Source organism: Nguyenibacter vanlangensis, assembly GCF_038719015.1.
In the GTDB taxonomy this organism is placed as follows: Bacteria; Pseudomonadota; Alphaproteobacteria; order Acetobacterales; family Acetobacteraceae; genus Gluconacetobacter; species Gluconacetobacter vanlangensis.
On record NZ_CP152276.1, the window covers coordinates 962,137 to 982,347 of the forward strand.

15 protein-coding genes are annotated in these 20,211 nt (G+C 69.5%); 6 read left to right on the forward strand and 9 right to left on the reverse strand.

Annotation, left to right across the window (positions count from 1 at the left end; translation table 11 throughout):
* Positions 1-585: 585 nt before the first annotated feature.
* Positions 586-2,442, reverse strand: coding sequence for an ABC transporter ATP-binding protein (locus AAC691_RS04460; protein WP_176640100.1), 1,857 nt, complete (start codon positions 2,440-2,442; stop codon positions 586-588).
* A 372-nt stretch (positions 2,443-2,814) separates the two neighbouring features.
* Between AAC691_RS04460 and AAC691_RS04465 the strand changes: the two genes are divergently transcribed.
* Entirely contained in the window at positions 2,815-3,861 is a 1,047-nt protein-coding gene (locus tag AAC691_RS04465; protein WP_323991353.1) for a glycosyltransferase family 4 protein, read from the forward strand.
* A 160-nt stretch (positions 3,862-4,021) separates the two neighbouring features.
* On the opposite strand, the gene AAC691_RS04470 is transcribed toward AAC691_RS04465, so the two are convergent.
* Positions 4,022-5,131: an anhydro-N-acetylmuramic acid kinase gene (locus AAC691_RS04470; RefSeq protein WP_342629082.1), complete on the reverse strand. Its 1,110-nt coding sequence runs from the start codon at positions 5,129-5,131 to the stop codon at positions 4,022-4,024.
* Positions 5,132-5,716: 585 nt separating this feature from the next.
* Here AAC691_RS04470 and AAC691_RS04475 point away from each other — a divergent pair.
* On the forward strand, positions 5,717-6,895 hold the full coding sequence (locus AAC691_RS04475; RefSeq protein ID WP_342629083.1) for a YncE family protein: 1,179 nt from the start codon (positions 5,717-5,719) through the stop codon (positions 6,893-6,895).
* A gap of 45 nt (positions 6,896-6,940) precedes the next feature.
* On the opposite strand, the gene coaA is transcribed toward AAC691_RS04475, so the two are convergent.
* The 4 genes from coaA to AAC691_RS04495 all read right to left on the reverse strand — a co-directional run bounded on the left by coaA (position 6,941) and on the right by AAC691_RS04495 (position 11,732).
* Positions 6,941-7,894, reverse strand: coding sequence for a type I pantothenate kinase (gene coaA, locus AAC691_RS04480; protein WP_342629084.1), 954 nt, complete (start codon positions 7,892-7,894; stop codon positions 6,941-6,943).
* Between the two features lie 486 nt (positions 7,895-8,380).
* Positions 8,381-8,854 carry a hypothetical protein gene (locus tag AAC691_RS04485; RefSeq protein ID WP_342629085.1) on the reverse strand — a complete coding sequence of 158 codons (474 nt, stop codon included), beginning with the start codon at positions 8,852-8,854 and terminating at the stop codon, positions 8,381-8,383.
* Between the two features lie 142 nt (positions 8,855-8,996).
* Positions 8,997-10,052 carry a recombinase RecA gene (recA, locus tag AAC691_RS04490; protein WP_176641558.1) on the reverse strand — a complete coding sequence of 352 codons (1,056 nt, stop codon included), beginning with the start codon at positions 10,050-10,052 and terminating at the stop codon, positions 8,997-8,999.
* Between the two features lie 174 nt (positions 10,053-10,226).
* Positions 10,227-11,732 (reverse strand): gamma-glutamyltransferase, encoded by a 1,506-nt coding sequence (locus tag AAC691_RS04495; protein ID WP_408906055.1) that lies wholly within the window; start codon positions 11,730-11,732, stop codon positions 10,227-10,229.
* A gap of 220 nt (positions 11,733-11,952) precedes the next feature.
* Here AAC691_RS04495 and AAC691_RS04500 point away from each other — a divergent pair, with 220 nt between their 5' ends.
* Positions 11,953-12,756: a DsbA family protein gene (locus AAC691_RS04500; RefSeq protein ID WP_342629086.1), complete on the forward strand. Its 804-nt coding sequence runs from the start codon at positions 11,953-11,955 to the stop codon at positions 12,754-12,756.
* 60 nt (positions 12,757-12,816) lie between these two features.
* Here AAC691_RS04500 and hemA read toward each other — a convergent pair whose 3' ends face one another.
* Positions 12,817-14,127, reverse strand: coding sequence for a 5-aminolevulinate synthase (hemA, locus tag AAC691_RS04505; RefSeq protein WP_408906056.1), 1,311 nt, complete (start codon positions 14,125-14,127; stop codon positions 12,817-12,819).
* 46 nt (positions 14,128-14,173) lie between these two features.
* On the reverse strand, positions 14,174-14,638 hold the full coding sequence (locus AAC691_RS04510; protein ID WP_342629087.1) for a hypothetical protein: 465 nt from the start codon (positions 14,636-14,638) through the stop codon (positions 14,174-14,176).
* A 149-nt stretch (positions 14,639-14,787) separates the two neighbouring features.
* On the opposite strand from AAC691_RS04510, the gene AAC691_RS04515 reads away from it, so the two are divergent.
* The 3 genes from AAC691_RS04515 to AAC691_RS04525 are packed head-to-tail and all read left to right on the forward strand — an operon-like array spanning position 14,788 to position 19,163.
* Positions 14,788-16,896: a transketolase-like TK C-terminal-containing protein gene (locus tag AAC691_RS04515; protein WP_342629088.1), complete on the forward strand. Its 2,109-nt coding sequence runs from the start codon at positions 14,788-14,790 to the stop codon at positions 16,894-16,896.
* Positions 16,897-16,917: 21 nt separating this feature from the next.
* On the forward strand, positions 16,918-17,940 hold the full coding sequence (gap, locus tag AAC691_RS04520) for a type I glyceraldehyde-3-phosphate dehydrogenase (RefSeq protein ID WP_323991359.1): 1,023 nt from the start codon (positions 16,918-16,920) through the stop codon (positions 17,938-17,940).
* Entirely contained in the window at positions 17,940-19,163 is a 1,224-nt protein-coding gene (locus tag AAC691_RS04525) for a phosphoglycerate kinase (protein ID WP_342629089.1), read from the forward strand. The genes gap and AAC691_RS04525 overlap by 1 nt, the downstream gene beginning before the upstream one ends.
* A gap of 70 nt (positions 19,164-19,233) precedes the next feature.
* Here the strand turns inward: AAC691_RS04525 and ftsY are convergent, their stop codons facing one another.
* The gene (gene ftsY / locus AAC691_RS04530) at positions 19,234-20,211 is read right to left on the reverse strand and encodes a signal recognition particle-docking protein FtsY (RefSeq protein WP_342629090.1); all 978 of its coding nucleotides are present in this window, start codon (positions 20,209-20,211) and stop codon (positions 19,234-19,236) included.

Below are 20,211 nucleotides of genomic sequence, written 5' to 3' on the forward strand. Positions count from 1 at the left end.
CGTGCGTTTCCGAGCATCGGAGCGGAGCGGCCTTGTCGGCCGTGGGGGAGCACCGAAGCGCAGGAAACGCGCATCGGATCGCCACCAGCGCATAGCCCCGATCAGATCCTGTCCGGAAATGCGGGCTGGTGAGCGAGAGTGCCGCAAAGCGGCACGGAAGGCGTGCGTTTCCGAGCATCGGAGCGGAGCGGCCTTGTCGGCCGCGGAGCACCGACGCGCAGGAAACGCGCATCGGATCGCCGCCAGCGCATAGCCCCGATCAGATCCTGTCCGGAAATGCGGGCTGGTGAGCGAGAGTGCCGCAAAGCGGCACGGAAGGCGTGCGTTTCCGAGCATCGGAGCGGAGCGGCCTTGTCGGCCGTGTTAGCACCGAAGCGCAGGAAACGCGCATCTGATCGCCGCCAGCGCATAGCCCCGATCAGATCCTGTCCGGAAATGCGGGCTGGTGAGCGAGAGTGCCGCAAAGCGGCACGGCCGGCGTGGGTTTGCGAGCATCGCAGCGCAGCGGCCTGGATGGCCGTGAGCAGCGAAGCGCAGGAAACGCGCGTCGGATCGCCACCAGCGCGCATTTACGGACAGGATCTCTCAGAATGCGCCTTCGATCGACATGGCCTGCCGCTCCAGGAATTCGCGATACGGGCCCGCGGTGCGCTCCAGCAGCCCGACCGGACCATCCTGGACGATCCGCCCGTGATCCATGACCACGATCCGGTCGAAATCGCGCAGGGTCGACAGCCGATGCGCCACGGCAATCACGGTCCGCCCGATTTTCAACCGGTCCAGCGCCGCCTGCACATGCTGCTCGCTCTCGCTGTCCAGCGCGCTGGTGGCCTCGTCCAAGATCAGGATCGGCGCATTGCGCAGGAACGCCCGGGCGATGGCGATCCGCTGGCGCTGGCCGCCGGACAGCTTCACCCCGCGGTCGCCGACCTCGGTCTCGAACCCCTCGGGCATCGCCTCGATGAAGTCGCGGCAACCGGCGGCGGCGGCGGCGGCCAGCACTTCCTCGTCCGTCGCGTCGGGCTTGCCATAGCGGATATTTTCCAGCACCGACCGGCGCAGCATCGACACGTCCTGCGGCACGACCGACATGCAGGCGCGCAGGCTTTCTTCGTCCAGGTCGCGGATATCGATGCCGTCGATCTCGATCTCCCCGCCCTGCACGTAGCGCAGGCGCTGGATCAGGGCCAGGATCGTGCTCTTGCCCGATCCCGAACGCCCCACCAGCCCGACCCGCGACCCGGCCGCGATCGTCAGGTTGAAATGCGACAGCACCGGCTGGCCGCCGGGATAAGCGAAGGTGACGTCGCGGAACACCACCTCGCCCCGCGACGATTCGGCAAAGCCGCGCGCCTCGGGGGAATCGACCATCTCATGCCGGACCAGGATGGCGGCCAGCGCCTCGTCCAGCCGCGAGATATGCTGGATGGTCTCGACCAGGGCCACGGCCAGGTCCCGCGTGCCGTGCAGGATCATGAAGCCCAGATTCGTCACCATGACCACGTCGCCGATGCTGGCCTGTCCCAGATGCCACAGCATGACCACCCATCCCAGCAGCCCGGCGGTCAGCACCGCGGTCAGCACCGCATGGAGCAGGCGCAGCTTCTCCAGGTACCGCAGCGAACGGCCGCGGGCGGTCATCTCCTGCCGCATCGTCCGGCCCAGGCGCAGGCGCTCGTACTGCGCCATGCCGAACGACCGCACCAGCGAGACATTGTTGATGACGTCCAGCATCTCGCCATCCACCCGCGCCGCTTCCGACGCGAAATGCTGGTGCAGCCCGCGCCCCCCCGCCGCCATGCGGAACATCAGATAGCAAAGCCCGGCGGACAGGGCGACGATCACGCCGGCCATCAGCGGGCTGACGGTCAGCAGCAGGCCGATCGACAGCGCGACGTTCAGGCAGGGCGGCAGCACGTTCCACGCCGCCAGGTTTTCCAGCGTGAACAGCGACACCGCCGAGGTCGAGATGCGCGTCGCCATCGCGCCGGGCATCCGCTCGGCGAAGAAGGCCGCGGAATGGCCGGTCAGGTAGCGGAACAGGTCGCGCCGCACGTCGCCGGTGATGGCCACGAACGCATGGGTGGCGAACCAGCCCGCCACCCGCCAGGACAGGTTGTCGGCGGCGATCACCACCACCAGGAAGGCGACCGCCCGCCAGATCGGCCCCATGTCGTGGGCGCCGTGCGCCGTCATGGTGTCGATCAGGAACCGCGTGGCATAGGTCGCGCCGACCGTGCAGCCGACCGCCACCGCGACCGAGAGGAAAATCACGACATGCTGAAGCGCGTGGCGCCGCACATAGCGAAAGATAAAAGGCAGCGGCCGGCCCAGATAGCGGACCAACTGGTCGTCTGTGATGGTGGTATCTGTGATGGTGGTATCGGTGTCACGCGCCAAAATCGGCTGCCCTCTCGATTGCGGCCGGATCGGCCGGACCATGGTGCGGGAAGACTTACATACTGAAATCGCTGATACTTATATCTATCCGGATCGCCGGGAAGAAAGATAGGCTTCCTCTCCCCCGGTTTATAAGGGCCCTCTGACGTCCCGGATCTGAAATCCATTGGATTTCAGATTGATAGTGGGCACAGGTTAAATCAACAACTTCGTGCCCAGGGCGAAGGCGAGACACGAATGCGCGGGCGGCGCGATGGACGGAATATCGGACGAAACGCGTTTCCCTCGCGGTCGTTTTACCGGCCGCTGGACAGGATCGCGGCCTGATGCCATCGATTTGCCGTTTCCCGGCGAAACGGTAGCATCCCCTGTCCCCTCATGCGCTCTCATGCGGAAGAAAGAAGTGAACTGCCCATGCGTATCGCCCAGGTCGCGCCCCTTCACGAAGCGGTCCCCCCCAAGCTCTATGGCGGGACCGAGCGCGTCGTCTCCTTCCTGACGGAAGAACTCACCGCGATGGGCCATGACGTCACCCTGTTCGCCAGCGGCGACAGCGTGACGTCCGCCCGCCTGAATGCCTGCTGGCCGCAGGCATTGCGCCTCGATCCGGCGATTCGCGACCCGATCGCGCCGCACATGCTGATGATGGAGCTGGTCGCCCGCGCGGCGGATCAGTTCGATATCCTGCATTTCCATATGGATTACTGGCCCTTCACCCATTTCAGCCGCCAGGCGACGCCGATGCTGACCACCATGCACGGCCGGCTGGACCTGATGGAGCTGCAGCCGATCTTCAACGCCTTCCCCAAGGTGCCGATCGTCTCGATCTCCGACAATCAGCGCACCCCCCTGCCCCAGGCCCATTACGTGCGCACCGTCCTGCACGGCCTGCCCGAAAAGCTGCTGACGCCGCAGCCCGGTCCGCGCGATTATTTCGCCTTCCTGGGCAGGATCTGCCCGGAAAAAGGCGTAGACAAGGCAATCCGCATCGCCCGCGCGCTGAACGTGCCGCTGAAGATCGCCGCGAAGATCGACAAGGTCGACGCCGACTATTTCGACCGCGAGATCGCCCCGATGCTGGGCGCCGGCGTGGAACTGATCGGCGAGATCAACGACCGGCAGAAGCCGGCCTTCCTGTCCGGGGCCAGGGCGCTGCTGATGCCGATCGACTGGCCCGAACCGTTCGGCCTGGTGATGATCGAGGCGATGGCCTGCGGCACGCCCGTCGTGGCCTTCCGCCGCGGTTCGGTGCCCGAAGTGCTGGAAGACGGGCTGACCGGCCTGATCGTCGATGACGAGCACGAGGCGATCGCCGCCTGCGCGCGCCTGCCCGAACTGAACAGCACCGCCATCCGCCGACGGTTCGAGGAACGTTTCACCGCCCGCCGCATGGCCCAGGATTATCTCGAACTTTATAACCAGTTGATCGACGGTCGTGTCCCGCCCGAGAAATTCTTATGAGAATTTCTCGGATCAGAAGGCCAATAAAATATTGATTCTATTGTTATATTCTCGAATTTCGCTTGCGAATTCGGGAATATGACACGGGCATTCGGACTGATGCGGCCGGGGCAGCCCGGCCTCGACCGGCGCCGCCCCTCCCACTCTTCTCCCCGACCGGTCAAGCCGGCCGCCACGCGGTGACGACCCGCGCGGCCGCCTCGGCCACCCCGTCCAGATGCAGCCGGCCCCCGGTGACCGGCTGCGCGACCCCCGTGGTGTCCGGAAAGGACAAGGCCAGGCCACGGACGCTGCGCATCGCCAGAAAGGCGAAACATTGCGCCTCCAGCGCGTCGCCATCCCATCCCACCGCCTCGACCGGCGCGACGGGCACCGTCAGGCTGTGGCTCAGCCCCTCCATCAGCACCGGATTATGCCGCCCGCCGCCGCAGACCAGCCAGCGGCGAGGCAGGAACGGCAGCCTGGTATTGGCGACCGCCCGCACGGTGAAGGCCGCCAGCGTCGCGGCGCCGTCCTCGGCCGACAGGTCCGAGAGCAATTCCATGCCGCGATGGAACGACATGCGATCCAGCGATTTCGGCGCCCCGCGCACGAAGAACGGATCGCTCATCAAGGCCGCCAGCACCCGCTGGCTGACCTGCCCGGCCCGGGCCAGCGCCCCGTCGCGATCATAGGGCACGCCGGTATGGCGCATGGCCCAATCGTCCAGCAGCGCGTTTCCCGGCCCGACATCGCAGGCCACCAGGCGTCCCCCCGGCCCCAGCAGCGACAGATTGGCCACCCCGCCGATATTCAGCACGGCCAGCGGCCGCGCCATGTCGTGCGCCAGCGCATCATGAAACACCGGCACCAGCGGCGCGCCCTCGCCCCCCGCCCGCACGTCGGCGCTTCGGAAATCATGCACGACCGGCAGGCCCAGCTCCCGCGACAGCAGCCCGGCGTCACCGATCTGCCAGGTGCGGGCATCCTCGGGCCGATGCAGGATCGTCTGGCCGTGAAAGCCGATCAGTTCGGCGGGCCAATCCAGCGCACGCACCGCCTGGACATGCAGCAGCGTCAGTTCGCGCTCGACCGCGCGAAGCTCCGGGTCGCCGGGCGAGATCATGGCGGCATGCCCATAGATGTCGCGCATGCGCCCCCGCAGTTCGGCCGAGAAGGGAACGGTCACGGCAGGCCCCGTGGCCCCGATCGTCACGCCATCCGTCTCCAGGCACGCCGCATCCACCCCGTCCAGGGACGTTCCGCTCATCAGCCCGATTACCCGGATCATCGTCTTCCTTTCCTGCCGCCCATTCCGTTGTCCAATTCCGTTGCCCAATCCCGGCCATCCCGTGTGTCGGGGGGGCGTCCTGCGAATCGGGCCGGCGAATCGGGCCGGCGAATCGCGGGCCGGCGGGGCGCCACGCTAAGGCAGATCCCAGCGGGGCCGAAGGCTCATTCGTGCAGGACTCCGGACAGATGAACAGGTTAACGCGGTGCGCCGCGTTTCGTGTCCTAATCGCCCCTTTTCGGAAAGGGCCCGCCGCACCTCCATGCCATGCGATATGCACCAGCCTGATATTCCGGAATTCGATACGGTCACGCAAGAACGATGCGATTCCCGACCCGGAGCCTGGAAATCATGACGGCCCCGCAAGAGGCCGGACCGCCTCGTCCTCCCGAATAGCAATAATCAGTCCGGACTGTCCCGCGACCCGATGGAATTTCGTACCGGCTTTACGTCACCCTTCACCGGACGGCCAGGGAAATGATCTTTAAAAACAGATTTATGTCACTTTAAATTTACCTGATTTCTTCACCGATTCAGCCGAGTATCCGTTTCGTGATGTGAATAAATCGCCGCGCAAGGTGCTAGATGCGTTTCGGGTTTCTGCCTCCGTTCTGTCTTTCTCTGCTGCTCTCCACCGCTTTCGTCCTTCAGGCCCGGACCGCCCCCCGGACTGCCCGGTCGGCGACCGTCCTTTCGGCCAATGACGCGCATTCGATCCTGCGGGACGGCGTCCAGGTCCTGCCGAAACCGCTCGGGCCCGACACGCTGTCGATTCTGGACCTTCAGCCGAGCGGCCTTTGGGCGGTGCGCAGCAGCATCGACGTCCCCGCCAGCGTGATCGGACCGCCGAGCGCGCTCACGCTCACGCCGGACGGCAGGATCGCCCTGGCCGCCTCGGCATCGAAACCCGACCCGGCCGACCGGCGGATCGTTCCCGACGACCGGATCAGCGTCATCGACCTCTCCGGCCCCCGGCCGCGCGTGATCCAGCAGGTCACCTCCGCCCCGGGCACGACGACCCTGCGCCTCACCCCGGACCGGAAGCACGTGCTGGCCGCCAACGGCGCGGGCGGCGTGCTGACATGGTTCCGCTTCGACGGGCGGCACCTCGGCGCGCGCAAGACGATCGCGCTGCCGGTGGAAAACGGCTTCCCCGGCGGGCTGGCGATTACCCCGGACGGCAAGCGCGCGCTGGTCAGCCTGTGGAAGGGCGACAGGGTCCTGGTCCTGCATATCGACGGCGACGACATCGCGCTCGCCCCCGATCCGCTGGAGATCGGACCCGGGCCATGGAACATCCGCCTGACCCGGGACGGGCATTATGCCGTGATGGGCATTCTCGGCCATGGCGAGGGACTGCCCGGCGCCCTGTCGGTGCTGGACCTGACGGCATCGCCCATTCGCGAAATCCAGCGCGTCCGCGTTCCCAACGCTCCGGAAGGACTGGATATCTCCGCCGACGGCCGATACGTCGCCGTGGTGTCGCAGAACGGGTCCGCCCTGGCGCCGTCCTCGCCCCGCTATCACGACCGGGGCATCGTCACCGTCTTTTCGCTGCGCGACGGCCACCTGGCGCAACTGGCCCAGGCCCCCGGCACGCTCTGGCCCCAGGGCCTCGTCTTCGCCCCCGACGGAAGGACGATCCTGGTCCAGGGCGTGATGGACCGCGCGCTGCGCACGCTGTCATGGAACGGCAGCGCCCTCACGGTCGTGGGAGACACGATTCTGCCTGGCGGCGGCGCCAATATCGAACGCCAGCGCTGACCGCCGACCCAGAGGAAAAGGGGGGAGGGAAAGGGGAGCAAGCCGTCAGAGGTGCCGCAACCTGATTTCGTTGACGGCATGGCTGCGCTCCTTGCGCACGATCAGGCGCGCCCGTTCCCGGGTCGGCAGGATATTCTGCTCCAGGTTCGGCAGGTTGATCCGCTGCCAGATCCGGCGCGCGACGTCCTTGGCCTCGTCCCGCGGCAGATCCGCATAATGATGGAAATAGGATGCCGGGCTGCGGAACGCCGTGCGCTGCAGCAGCAGGAATCGCTCGACATACCAGGATTCGATGTCGGCCGTGGCCGCATCGAGATAAATCGAAAAATCAAAGAAATCCGACGCCACCGCCGCGCGCTCGCTGCCGGTCTGCAGCACGTTCAGCCCCTCGAAGATCAGGATGTCCGGCCGGTCGATCGTCTCGAACTGTCCGGGGACGACGTCATACGCCTCGTGCGAATAGAACGGCACCTGCAGATGCCGCTCCCCCGCCTTCAGCGCGGCCAGGAACCCGATCATGCGCCGCAGGTCGTAACTTTCGGGAAACCCCTTGCGCTGCATCAGGTCGCGCTCCTCCAGCACCCGCGTGGGCAGCAGGAAACCGTCCGTCGTCACCAGGTCCACCCTGGGATGGTCCGGCCAGCGCGACAGCACGGCCCGTAGCAGGCGGGCAAACGTGCTCTTGCCCACGCCCACGCTGCCGGCGATGCCGATGACGAAGGGCACCGCGCTGCGCGGTGCGCCGAGAAACGCGCTCTCGACCATGCTGTTCAGGCTGCGCGAGGCTAGCACATACAGGTTCAGCAGGCGCGACAGCGGCAGATAGACGTCCCGGATATCCGCCAGCGAGACCGGCTCGTTCCGGCCACGCAGCGACGCCACCTCCTCTTCGGACAGCGACAGCGGCACGTTCGCCCGCAACGCCGCCCATTCCGGCCGGGAAAAGACCAGGTACGGCAGCTTCGTCTCGCCGTCGCGAAACGCGGCATGCCCCCCCAAGGACGACGATGCTGACGACGATATGGGCGACGATGTGGGCGATGACGGGGAGGATGACCCGGCCATGGATCAGGCCCGGACGTGCCGGCGGAAGCCGTATCGCGCGCAAGCTGTCATCGAACCTGTTTCCTTCGGATATCCGCCATCGGGCGGCAAATCTGCGCGGCGCCATCGGGGGCCGCCGGCATGGCTTCTTGCGCCCATGCGCATCAGAGCACGGAAACGCGCGCAAGATGCGCCGGACACGGGGCTCGTGAAACAGCCTCTTACATCTTCCCGCCCCGCCGATCCAGTCCCCAGCCCCACGCCCGGTCCCCGGACCCCGGGCCTCCGTTCCCCGGCTTTCACCCTCACAAGACGGCCCTCGGCCGGCGGAAACCCGCCCCGGCCTTCCGAAGATGTGACACAGACGTGATCCGAGCCCCCAGGAGAGCAAGCAGCGGACCGCCGCAACCTGCGGCCCGCCCTTCTATGCCTTCTACACCCTTACGGGCCCACGCCGCCCTGGCCCCCGCCGCGCCGCCCATGCGGGCCGTAGCTGACCTGCGTATCCGGGATGACATAATGGCCGCCCCCATCCTTGTCGGCACTCTCGTCGCCCGCCGCGTTGGGATCGAATCCCGACGCGATGATCTGCATGCCCAGCGCATCGGGCAATGGCTGGTAATCCGGCGGCCGCGCCGCCGGATCGCCCGGCGCGGCGTCGTCCCGCCCGCCGCGCCATCCGCCGCCATGCCGTCCTCCGCCGTGCGGCCCGCCGCCCGATTGTGCCGCCGGCGCATCGGCCGCGGCCATGCCTTCCGGCGGCACGTCGATCGAATCGCCATCCGGCCGCTTCGGCGCGCAACCCGCCAGACAGGCCGGAAGCAGGCAAGCCAGCAGCACGAAAGCCGGCGGCACCCACACCGACCGCACCCAAACCCGGCACGCCCCCGACCGGCGCTCCAAAAACAGACGCATCGACAACAGAGGCCCCGGCAACAAACGCCTTGGCAACAGACGCACCGGCGACAGGCACGCCCGTCCGCCCGGACACGGCGGTCCGGGTTCCGGCCCGCAAGCCGGGCGGCAGGTCACTGACCGGGGCGGCACATCACGCCGGTCACTCGGCCGCGTCGGCCAGGTCCTGTTCGCCGGGAGAGACCAGCATCGCCTCGGCCACCACGCCGGCCTGCTCGCGCACCCGGCGTTCGATATCGGCAGCCATCTCGGGATGGTCGCGCAGGAACTGCTTGGCGTTCTCGCGCCCCTGGCCGATCCGCTGGCTGTCATACGAGAACCAGGCCCCCGATTTCTCGACGATACCGGCCTTGACCCCCAGGTCGATCAATTCGCCCATCTTGCTGATGCCTTCGCCATACACGATGTCGAATTCCACCTGGCGGAAGGGCGGGGCCATCTTGTTCTTGACGACCTTCACGCGGGTCTGGTTGCCCACGACCTCGTCCTTGTCCTTGATCTGCCCGATGCGGCGGATATCCATCCGGACCGAGGCGTAGAATTTCAGCGCGTTGCCGCCCGTCGTCGTCTCGGGGCTGCCGAACATCACGCCGATCTTCAGGCGGATCTGGTTCAGGAAGATCATCATGGTGTTGGACCGCGACACGGTGCCGGTCAGCTTGCGCAGCGCCTGGCTCATCAGCCGGGCATGCAGGCCGACATGGCTGTCGCCCATGTCGCCCTCCAGTTCCGCGCGCGGCACCAGGGCCGCGACGCTGTCCACCACCAGCACGTCGATCGCGCCCGACCGCACCAGCGTGTCGGCAATCTCCAGCGCCTGCTCGCCGGCATCGGGCTGGCTGATCAGCAGATTGTCGACATCCACCCCCAGCTTGCGGGCATAGCCGGGATCCAGCGCATGCTCGGCATCGATGAAGGCGCACACGCCGCCCTTCTTCTGGGCCTCGGCGATGGCATGCAGGGCCAGCGTCGTCTTGCCCGAGCTTTCGGGACCATAGATCTCGACGATGCGCCCGCGCGGCAGCCCGCCGATCCCCAGCGCGATATCCAGGCCCAGCGAGCCGGTGGAAATGACGTCGACCTGCTCGTTGGGGCGCTGCCCCAGACGCATGACCGACCCTTTGCCGAACGCGCGCTCGATCTGGCTCAGCGCGCCTTCCAGCGCCTTGCTTTTGTCAATGCCCGGTGCCTGCGCCATCACCCCTACCCCGCTTTCCTGAAATTCCCTGGTCCGCCCGCGCCGCCCCATTCCACCCGGACAGCGCCCCAAGACTAGAACAAAACATGATCATCCACAAGCAGCCACCTCAGCCGTCCCTACCCCGGGCAGAGGGCCGAGGGGCAGAGGGCCGAGGCGCCCCGGCCGGCCCCGTCAGTCCGACCCGACCGCCAGCCCCGCCGACCTTGCATCGGTGCCGCCGGCGCAGCTCCCCTCGCCGCCCGGCACGCCGCCCGAGCAGGCAATGGCATTGATGCGTCCGTTGGCGGTCACCGGCCGCGCGCCGGGCTTCGCCCCGGCCAGGACCTGCCGCATCTCGGCGGCCACCGCGTCGGCCGCGTCGTTCTGGCCCGACCCGGTGACCACGGCGCGCAAGGTCGCGCCCTTACTGGCGATCGCCGCCGTCAGCAGCGGGCGCGGCAGGCGCTGCGGCGACGCGCCGATGACGATGCCGGTGGCACCCGCCACCCGGCCGGTGCCGAACAGATTGTCCATGGTCAGGCTGCAGGCCACCGCCCCCCCATGCCGGTCGATCACGGCGAACGAGGTCGAGGCCGGCAGATGCGGCAGGGCGCCCCCTTGCGGGACCGCACCGGAATCGACGACCGCCTGCGCGCGCGCCACCAGTGCGGCCGCATCCTGCGTACCGCCGTCATGCGCGCGCCACGCCGCGACCGCGGACTGCCCGGCCGATCCGGCCGCGCCGCCGGCCGACAACGCCCTGAAGGCCACCGCGCTGCCCAGCCCGCCATCGGCCGGCGGCGGCAGGAACGCGACCGTCATGCGATCGGCACGGACCGTCAGCGGGATCGTCTCGGCCGGGATCGCGCGGCGCAGGTCGCCGGTCTGCAACCCGCCGCCCGCCGCCTGGCTGCCCGCGACGAAGGACTGTGCCAGCGCCCCGTTATACAGGTCGCCCACGCCCATGCTGCGCATCTGCTCCAGCACGCCCGCCAGATGAGGCTGCAGCAGCGTATCGCCCTCGACCAGCGCCTTGCCGTCGTCGCGACCGAAGATCGCGCGGGCACCGGGATCGGCCAGCAACGGCCCCTGCACCGCCGCCAGGTCGCCTGCCAGGGCATGGCTGACCGAAATGCCGCCCCGCGCCAGTTCCAGCGCCGGCGTGATGGTCTCGGAAAAATCGACGCTGCCGTAGCGCACCTGCATCAGGTACAGCCCGCGCGCCAGCATCGGCACCGCCGCCGGCCGGTCGACCGGGGCGCTGCTCCCCGGCGCGGTCGTGCCCGCCACGGGCGTGAACAGGAAGGCATGCCCCCCTCCGCCGTCGCCGGGGCGATAGGCCAGGCAGGCCCCGCCCGCGCCCAGCGCCGCGCGCGACGGCAGGGTCACCGCCAGCGCCATGCCCAGCGCCGCGGCGGCGTCGGCGGCATTGCCGCCCCGCGCCAGCACGTCACGCGCGACCAGCGCGGCCTGCGGTTCGTCCGCCACCACATTGCCGATGAATCCGGTCAGGTACGGCGAGGTACTGCCGGTGCCGAACAGCGCATGGCCGAAGGTCTTGACCGTATTGGCCGTCTCGGACGAACACCCGGCCAGCGCGGCCGCCAGCACCGTCGAGACCAGCACGCTCCCTCTGCGACGACGCGGGGCACGGCCCGGGACATTCGGGGCCCGGGGGGTCAGGGGACGCTCACGCACGCAGAAATTCTCCATAGCCACCGTTCGATCCCCGGGCGAGCCGCCGGGCCTTCGGGACTTAGCGGTCTTCTGGACCCTCGGCAACAGCACCCCGGAACGGCCCGCACCCTATCCCGCCGCCCCGTCCCACCGCCATGGCCGATCGGGCCCGCGCCCTTTCGCCGCCATGCGATCTGCTCTACAGACGGCCGGTATCGGACCCGACCGCCGGAGCACGCCCTTGCCGCCCATCTCCCCCGCCCGCCCGTCCCTCCCGCGCCGCGCCGCGCGGCACGCCGCCGCCGCCGCCGCACTGGCGGCCGCGCTGTGGCTTCCGGGCGGCGGCGCGGCGCATGCCGAGGGCAGCTTCACCCCGGACCAGCGGCGCGAGATCGTCGAGATCGTCCGCAACGCGCTGAAGACCGACCCGACCATCCTGTCCGACGCCATCGCCGCCCTGCGCGCCGGGGCCGAGGCCCAGGCACAGGCCACCACCCGCGACGCGCTGGCCGCCAACCGCGCGGCGCTGACCAATCCGCTCCCCACCGACGCCATCCTGGGCAATCCGCGCGGCCGCACCATCATGGTGGAATTCTACGACCCGCGCTGCCCCTATTGCCGCAAGGTCCTGCCCGACCTCGACCGGCTGGTGCATGACGATCCCGACGTCCGGATCGTCGAAAAAGTGGTGCCGGTGCTGGGCCCGGCCAGCCTGCTGGCCGCCCAGGCCATCGCCGCCGCCGCCCTGCAGGGCGGGCAGGACGCCTATTTCCGCATGCAGCACGCCCTGATGACCGACAGCCAGAAGCCGGACATGGCGCGCATCCGCGCCCTGGCGGCGCAGGCCGGGCTGGATGCCGACCGGCTGGCCAGGGACATGGACGGCGCGGACGTCGCGGCCACCTTGCGGGCCAACATGACGCTGGCCAACGCGATCCACCTCGAGGGCACACCCACCTTCGTCTTCGACGCGCACTACGTCATCCCCGGCGCGGTCGACCTGGACGACCTGAAGGCCGCGATCGCAAAGGTCCGCCACGGCTGACCGCTACGCCCCATACGGTCCCCCGCCGGTCCGGGGGGCCTCCCCCGCCCGGCGGCGCCCTTACGCGGCCTCGGTATGCCGGTCGGCCGACACGCCCAGCAACCTGGCCAGGGCCGCGACCATGTCGTCCATCATCGCGTCGGTATGGAACGGCCCCGGCGTCAGGCGCAGCCGCTCGGTGCCGCGCGGCACGGTGGGATAGTTGATCGGCGTGGCGTACAGCCCGTATTCCGACAGCAGGCGGCGGCTGATCTCGGTGCAGCGATCCGCATCCCCCACCGGAATCGGCACGATGTGGCTGGGGGTCTCCATGAACGGCACCCCCGCCGCCCGCAGCCGGCCGCGAAATGCCGCGACGCGCGCGAACAGCCGCTCGCGCCGCCACGACTCGCGGCGCACCAGCCGCACGCTGGCCAGCGCCGCCGCCACCACCGAGGGCGGCAGCGCGGTGGTGAAGATGAAGCCCGACGCCACGCTGCGCAGATAATCGATCAGTTCGGCCGATCCGGTGACATACCCGCCATGGACGCCGAATCCCTTGGCCAGCGTGCCCTCGATGATGTCGACCTGGTCGGCCACGCCGTCGCGCCGCGCCACGCCCGCGCCCTCGGGGCCGTACAGCCCCACGGCATGGACCTCGTCCAGATAGGTCATGGCCCCGTATTTCCGCGCCAGCGCACAGGTGGCCGCGATATCGGCAATGTCGCCGTCCATCGAATAGACGCTCTCGAAGGCGATCAGCTTCGGCGCATCCTTGGGCGCGGCCGCCAGCTTGGCTTCCAGGTCCGCCAGGTCGTTATGTTCAAAGATCACGCACGAGGCGCCGCGCGCCCCCTTGATCCCGGCGATCATCGAGGCATGGTTCTGCCGGTCGGAAAAGCAGATCCACCCCGGCATGCTGGTCAGGATCGCCTGCAGGCTGGCCTGGTTCGAGACATAGCCCGACACGAACAGCAGCCCCGCCTCCTTGCCGTGCAGGTCGGCCAGCTCGGCCTCCAGCGCAGCATGAAGCGGACTGGTGCCCGCGATGTTACGCGTGCCGCCCGCCCCGGCCCCATGCTCGCGGATCGCGGCGATCGCGGCCTCGACCACCGCCGGCTCGACCCCCATGCCCAGATAGTCGTTCGCGGACCAGACCACCACCTCGCGCCCGTCCGCGGCGGCGACCGCCTGGACGTCGCCGCCCTGCTCATAGACCGGAAAACGATCGGCCTGGCGCGCCAGCGGCGTAAACTGGCGATAACGACCCTGTTTGCGGATATCTTCCAGCGCGGACCGGCAGAACCGGTAGAAAGGATGTCCGCCCACGTCGATGCTGGCCACTCTCGAATTCTCCTGCGCCGCCGCCGGCCCGGCTGGCCGGCGCGTCATGCGCCGTTGCGGTTCGTGCGCTTCGCCGCACGGATATCGGTTCGGATCACCGCACATACACCCGGACCGCGCCCGCGGTCACCGTCGAATCCGACATGGCGGACATTTCCACCTGGGCCGGACGGGCCCCGTCCGCGACGATGGCTGCCGCCACGGCCCTCCCGTCGGCCGCCATGGCGCGGGTCAGCGCCGCGCCCTCGGCCCCCGGCGTCGGGCCCGCCGGCACGATGATCGTCACCACGAACAGCACGTTCGGCTTGCGCGCCAGGGCACGCGCCACCGCGTCCTTCAGCGCCGGCTGCCAGCGTTCGGCCGGCGTGCCCAGCCCGATCTGCACCAGCGGCGGAACGGGCGGCGGCGGCGGCCTGGACGGCGGGTAATGCGGCACCGGCGGCCGGCTGGCACGCGGGTCGAAGGTCCGCTGGTCCACCAGATTGCAGGACGCCAGGCACAGGATCCCGGCGGCGGACACGGCCGTCAGGACGGGAACAGGGCGAAGACGGTTCAGCATGGCGCGCCACGGTTACAGCATCCGCCGGACGGGGCAAGGGCGTTTCGGGGCGCATATGCTTGCGTGCCCGCCCGCCGCCCTCCTATAGCCTGTCGACCGCCCTCCCGGCCCGCGCCGGGCGGGCACCCATATCAGGGACGGCCCCGCGCATGGCAGGCGCGCAAACCAGTTTGACCGAACGGGACGACCCGGCACACGCGCCGGAAGCTCCCCTCCCAGACTCCCTCCTGGCCCCTCCGGCCGCGCACGACACGATCCGCGCGCTGCGCGACGCCGCGCACCGCTTCATCGCCGCATCGATCGCGGACGAGGATCAGGCCGCCCGGGCCGCCGCCATGGCCGTGCCGGCCTGCGTGCTGTGGAACCAGTTCTTGCGCTTCGACCCCACCAACCCCGACTGGCCGGACCGTGACCGCTTCGTCGTGTCCTCGACCCGTCACCGGCCGCTGCTGCACGCCATGATGCGCCTGGCGGGCCAGACCGCCGCCGGCGAGGGCGTGATCGAATACGGCGCCCACCCGGCGGTCGAAATGGCCTTCGGTCCCAGCGGTCAGGGGCTGGGGGCGGCCATCGGCCTGGCGCTGGCCGAACGGCAGATGGCCACGCGCTTCGGGCGCTCCATCGTCAATCACCGGGTCTGGGTCCTGTCCTGCGCCACCGAACTCTCGACCGGCGTCGCGCTCGAAACCGCATCGCTCGCCGCGCGCATGGCGCTGGACCGGGTGACGGTGCTGCTGGAAATCACGCCCGAGGACGCGGACGACGCCGCCGACGCGCTGGCCCGCCACGTCGCCAGCGGCTGGTCGGTCCGCCAGGTGGCCGCCGACGATTCGGACGCGGTCCATGCCGCGCTGGCCGCCGCCATGCGCTCGCGCAAGCCCTGCATGGTGGCCTGCACCGTGCGGGCGGCGCCGCGCCGCATCCCGCCCCGCGCACCCCAGGGCGACCTGGCCAGCCTGATGTGGGCGCGGGTGACGCGCCGGGGCGCCGCCGCCCGGCGCTCCTGGCTGCGGCGGGTGGCCAAGCACCGCCACCGCGCCGAATTCGAACGCACGATCGAGGGCCGCCTGCCCTCCTTCTGGCGCGAGGACTGGATCCGCTCGTGGCAGGTCGCGGCCGGCCCGCTGCCGTCGGCGATGCTGCATACCGCGACGCTCCGCCCCGCCGCGCTGCGCGCCAGCCGGCCGCGCGCCGGCCAGCCCGCGCCCACGGGCCGGCCCGCCCCCGCCCCGTCCCGTCCCGCCGCCACCACCGCCGCCGGAACGACCTTGGCCCATGGCCGCCAGGGCCTGGTCGTCCTGCGCGACCTGCTGCCGGAATTGCTGTGCCTGTTCTCCCGCCGGGGGGGCGAACTGACCAGCCCCGTCTGGGGTGACGACCCGGCGGCCGATTGCGGCATCCGCGTCCACGGCCTGGCGGCGCTGCTGAACGGGGTGGCGGCCCATGGCGGGCTGATCCCGTGCGGGGCGACCACCTTCGTCGCCATCGACCGCATGCGGCCGGCCCTGCGCTTCGCCGCCCTGATGCGGCGGCAGGTCATCTACCTGCTGACCGATGACGGGCTGGCCCTGGGCCAGGACGGCGCCGGCTGGCTGCCGGTCGAGCAGTTGGCCAGCCTGCGCGCCATGCCCAACGTCGCGGTCTTCCGCCCCGCCGACCGGCGCGAAACGATGGAAAGCTGGGAACTGGCGCTGCGCCGCACCGACGGCCCCAGCCTGATCACCCTGTGCCCCACGGCCGGCGAGGGGGCGGATTCCGCCGAACCGCGCGCCCGGCGCCCGCGCTTCGGCAGCGCGCGCGGCGGCTATGTGCTCGACGAGCCCCGGGCCCCGCGCCAGGTCACGCTGATCGCCACGGGCAGCGAGGTCGCGATCGCCCGCCAGGCCCAGCGCGCGCTGACGCACGAGGGCGTGCACGCGGCGCTGGTCTCCCTGCCCTGCTGGGAACTCTTCGCCCGGCAGGACGCCGCCTATCGCGACCAGGTGCTGGGCCAGGCCCCGCGCATCGGCATCGAGGCCGCCTCGGCCTTCGGCTGGGAACGCTGGCTGGGTCCGGGCGGCGCCTTCATCGGCATGGAGGATTTCGGCGAGACGGCGCCCGCCAGCGAACTCTACCGCCGGCTGGGCATCACCGCCGAACGGATCTGCGACACCGCAATGCGGCTGATCGGCGAGACAGGGCGTGACTTTCCGTCGCCTTCCGGGCAGAAAGCTGAGAGCGGCCGCGCCCAGCCAAGGCCGACGGCCCGAAAAGGCTGAAACGAACGGGAGAGAAATCGAATGGCTGTCAAAGTCGCAATCAACGGCTTCGGCCGGATCGGCCGCCTGGTCCTGCGCGGCATCATCGAAAGCGGACGCACCGACGTCGAGCTGGTGGCCATCAACGACCTGGGCAGCGTCGCCGACAACGCCCACCTGCTGACCTATGACAGCATCCATGGCCGCTTCCCCGGCGAGGTGCGGGTCGAAGGCAACAGCATCGTCATCACCGCGAACGGCCGCACCTACGCGCCGATCCAGGTATCGGCCGAACCCGACCCGACCAAGTTGCCGTTCGAGGGCGTCGACGTGGCCATGGAATGCACCGGCCGCTTCACGACCAAGGAAAAGGCCGCGCACCTGATCGAAGCCGGCGCGCGCAAGGTCATCATCTCGGCCCCCGGCACCCATGTCGACGCCACCATCGTCTACGGCGTGAACCAGGACACGCTGACCAGCGACATGACGGTGATCTCGAACGCGTCCTGCACCACCAACTGCCTGGCCCCGGTGGCCAAGGTGCTGGACGACGCGTTCGGCATCGAGCGCGGCTACATGGTCACCATCCATTCCTATACCGGCGACCAGCGCACGGTGGACACGCTGCACAAGGACCCGCGCCGGGCCCGCGCGGCGGCGATCAACCTCATCCCGTCCTCGACCGGCGCCGCCCGCGCGATCGGCCTGGTCCTGCCGCACCTCAAGGGCAAGCTGGACGGCACCTCGATCCGCGTGCCCACCCCCAACGTGTCGCTGGTGTCGCTGGATTTCGTGCCGACCCGCATCCCCGCCTCGGTCGAGGAAGTGAACGAGGCGGTGCGCAAGGCCGCGTCCGAAGGCCCGCTGAAGGGCGTGCTGGCCTACAACACCGCGCCGCTGGTCAGCTCGGACTTCAACCACAACATCGCGTCCTCGACCTTCGACGCCACGGAAACCGCGCTGATCGACGGCGGCAAGATGGTGCGCATCTGCAGCTGGTACGACAATGAATGGGGCTTCTCCAACCGCATGTCCGACACGGCCGCGGTCTTCGGGTCCCTCTGATGGCCGCCCTGTCCTTCAAGACGCTGGACGCCTTGCAGCCCAAGGGGCGCAAGGTGCTCTTGCGCGCCGACCTGAACGTGCCCGTGCGCGACGGCCGGATCACCGACCTGACGCGAATCGAACGCCTGGTTCCCACCATCCGCGAACTGGCGGACAAGGGGGCCCGGGTGATCGTCGCCAGCCATTTCGACCGTCCGAAGGGCAAGCGCGTCCCCGAGATGTCGCTGGCCCCGATCGCCCAGGCCCTGGGCCAGGCGCTGGGCCGACCGGTCCAGTTCGCCGACGACTGCGTGGGCCCGGTGGCCGAGGCCGCCGTCGCCAGGCTGCAGGACGGCGACGTGCTGGTGCTGGAAAACACCCGCTTCCACGCCGGCGAGGAAAAGAACGACCCCGACCTGTCCAAGGCGCTGGCATCGCTGGCCGACGATTACGTCAATGACGCGTTCTCCGCGGCCCACCGCGCCCATGCCTCGACCGAAGGCGTCGCGCGCTTCCTGCCGTCCTTCGCCGGCCGCCTGATGGAGGCCGAGCTGAACGCGCTGAACGTCGCGCTGGAAAACCCGGTCCGCCCGGTCGGCGCGATCGTGGGCGGCGCCAAGATCTCGACCAAGCTGGATCTGATCGGCAACCTGCTGGAAAAGGTCGACGTGCTGATCGTCGGCGGCGCCATGGCCAATACCTTCCTGGCCGCCAAGGGCGTGCATGTCGGCAAGTCGCTGCAGGAAGCCGACATGCACGACACCGCGCGCGCGATCATGGCCAAGGCCCAGGCCGGCGGCTGCGAGATCGTGCTGCCGGTCGACGCGGTGACGGCGACGGAATTCAAGGCTGATCCGCCGACCAAGATCGTGCCGGTCGATGCCATCCCCGCCGATTCCATGGTCCTGGACGCCGGTCCCGCGACCGTTGAGCTGCTGCGCGAGAAGATCGTCGGGCTCAAGACCCTGGTCTGGAATGGCCCGCTCGGCGCGTTCGAGCTTCATCCCTTCGACGCCGCCACCAACCAAGTCGCGGCCGAGGTCGCCCGCCGCACCCAGGCCGGCCAGTTGACCAGCGTCGCCGGCGGCGGCGACACGGTCTCGGCGCTGCGCCATGCCGGCGTGGCGGACGAAATGTCCTACACCTCGACCGCGGGCGGCGCCTTCCTGGAATGGCTGGAAGGCAAGACCCTGCCCGGCATCCAGGCCCTCGGCGAGATCTCGGAACGGTTCCTGCCGCTCTGAACCGCCAAGCTTGACCATTCAGGCTTGACCATTATCGGGGGCACGGTCCGCGCGGACCGTGCCCCGTCGATCAGGCCGGCTCGTCCGCCGCCCCCTCTCCCTCTTCCGGCGCCTGTCCCGTCAGCCGCACCGAATCGCCCACCAGCCCGTGCGCGAAGGCTTCCGCCGAGAAGGGACGCAGATCCTCGGCCTGCTCGCCCACGCCCACCGCATGGACCGGCAGGCCGAAACTGTCGGCCAGCGCCACCACGATGCCGCCGCGCGCCGATCCGTCCAGCTTGGTCACCACCAGCCCGGTGACGTTGACCAGTTCCTTGAACACCCGCACCTGCTCGATCGCGTTCTGCCCCGTCGTCGCATCCAGCACCAGCAGGACGGAATGCGGCGCGCTCTCGTCGAACTTGCGCATCACGCGGATGATCTTGGCCAGTTCCTCCATCAGCGCACCCTTGTTGTGCAGGCGGCCGGCGGTATCGATCAGCAGCAGGTCCGCCCCCTCGGCCTGGGCGCGCTTCAGGGCCTCGAACGCCAGCCCGGCCGCGTCGGCATTGGGCGGGCCGGCAATCACCGGCGCGCCGACCCGCTGGCCCCAGATCTGCAGCTGCTCCACGGCGGCGGCGCGGAACGTATCGCCCGCCACCATCATCACCTTCAGCCCCTGCTCGCCGTAATAGCGGGCCAGCTTGCCGATCGTGGTGGTCTTGCCGGTGCCGTTCACCCCCACCACCAGCACCACATGCGGCTTGCGCTGCGGATCGGGGACAAAGGGCACGGCGACCGGCTCCAGCACGCGGGCGATTTCCGCCGACAGCGCCTGGCGGACCTCCTCGTCCGTCACCTCGGCGCCGAAGCGCGAATGACGGAACGCCGCGATGATCCGCGCCGCGACATTGGGGCCCAGGTCCGCCGCGATCAGCAGGTCCTCCAGTTCCTCCAGCGCCTCGTCATCCAGCTTGCGGCGGGTAAAGACCGCGGCGATGCCGCCGCCCAGCTTCTGGGTCGAGCGCGACAATCCCGCCTTGAGACGGGAGAAAAAACCGAGTGCCAT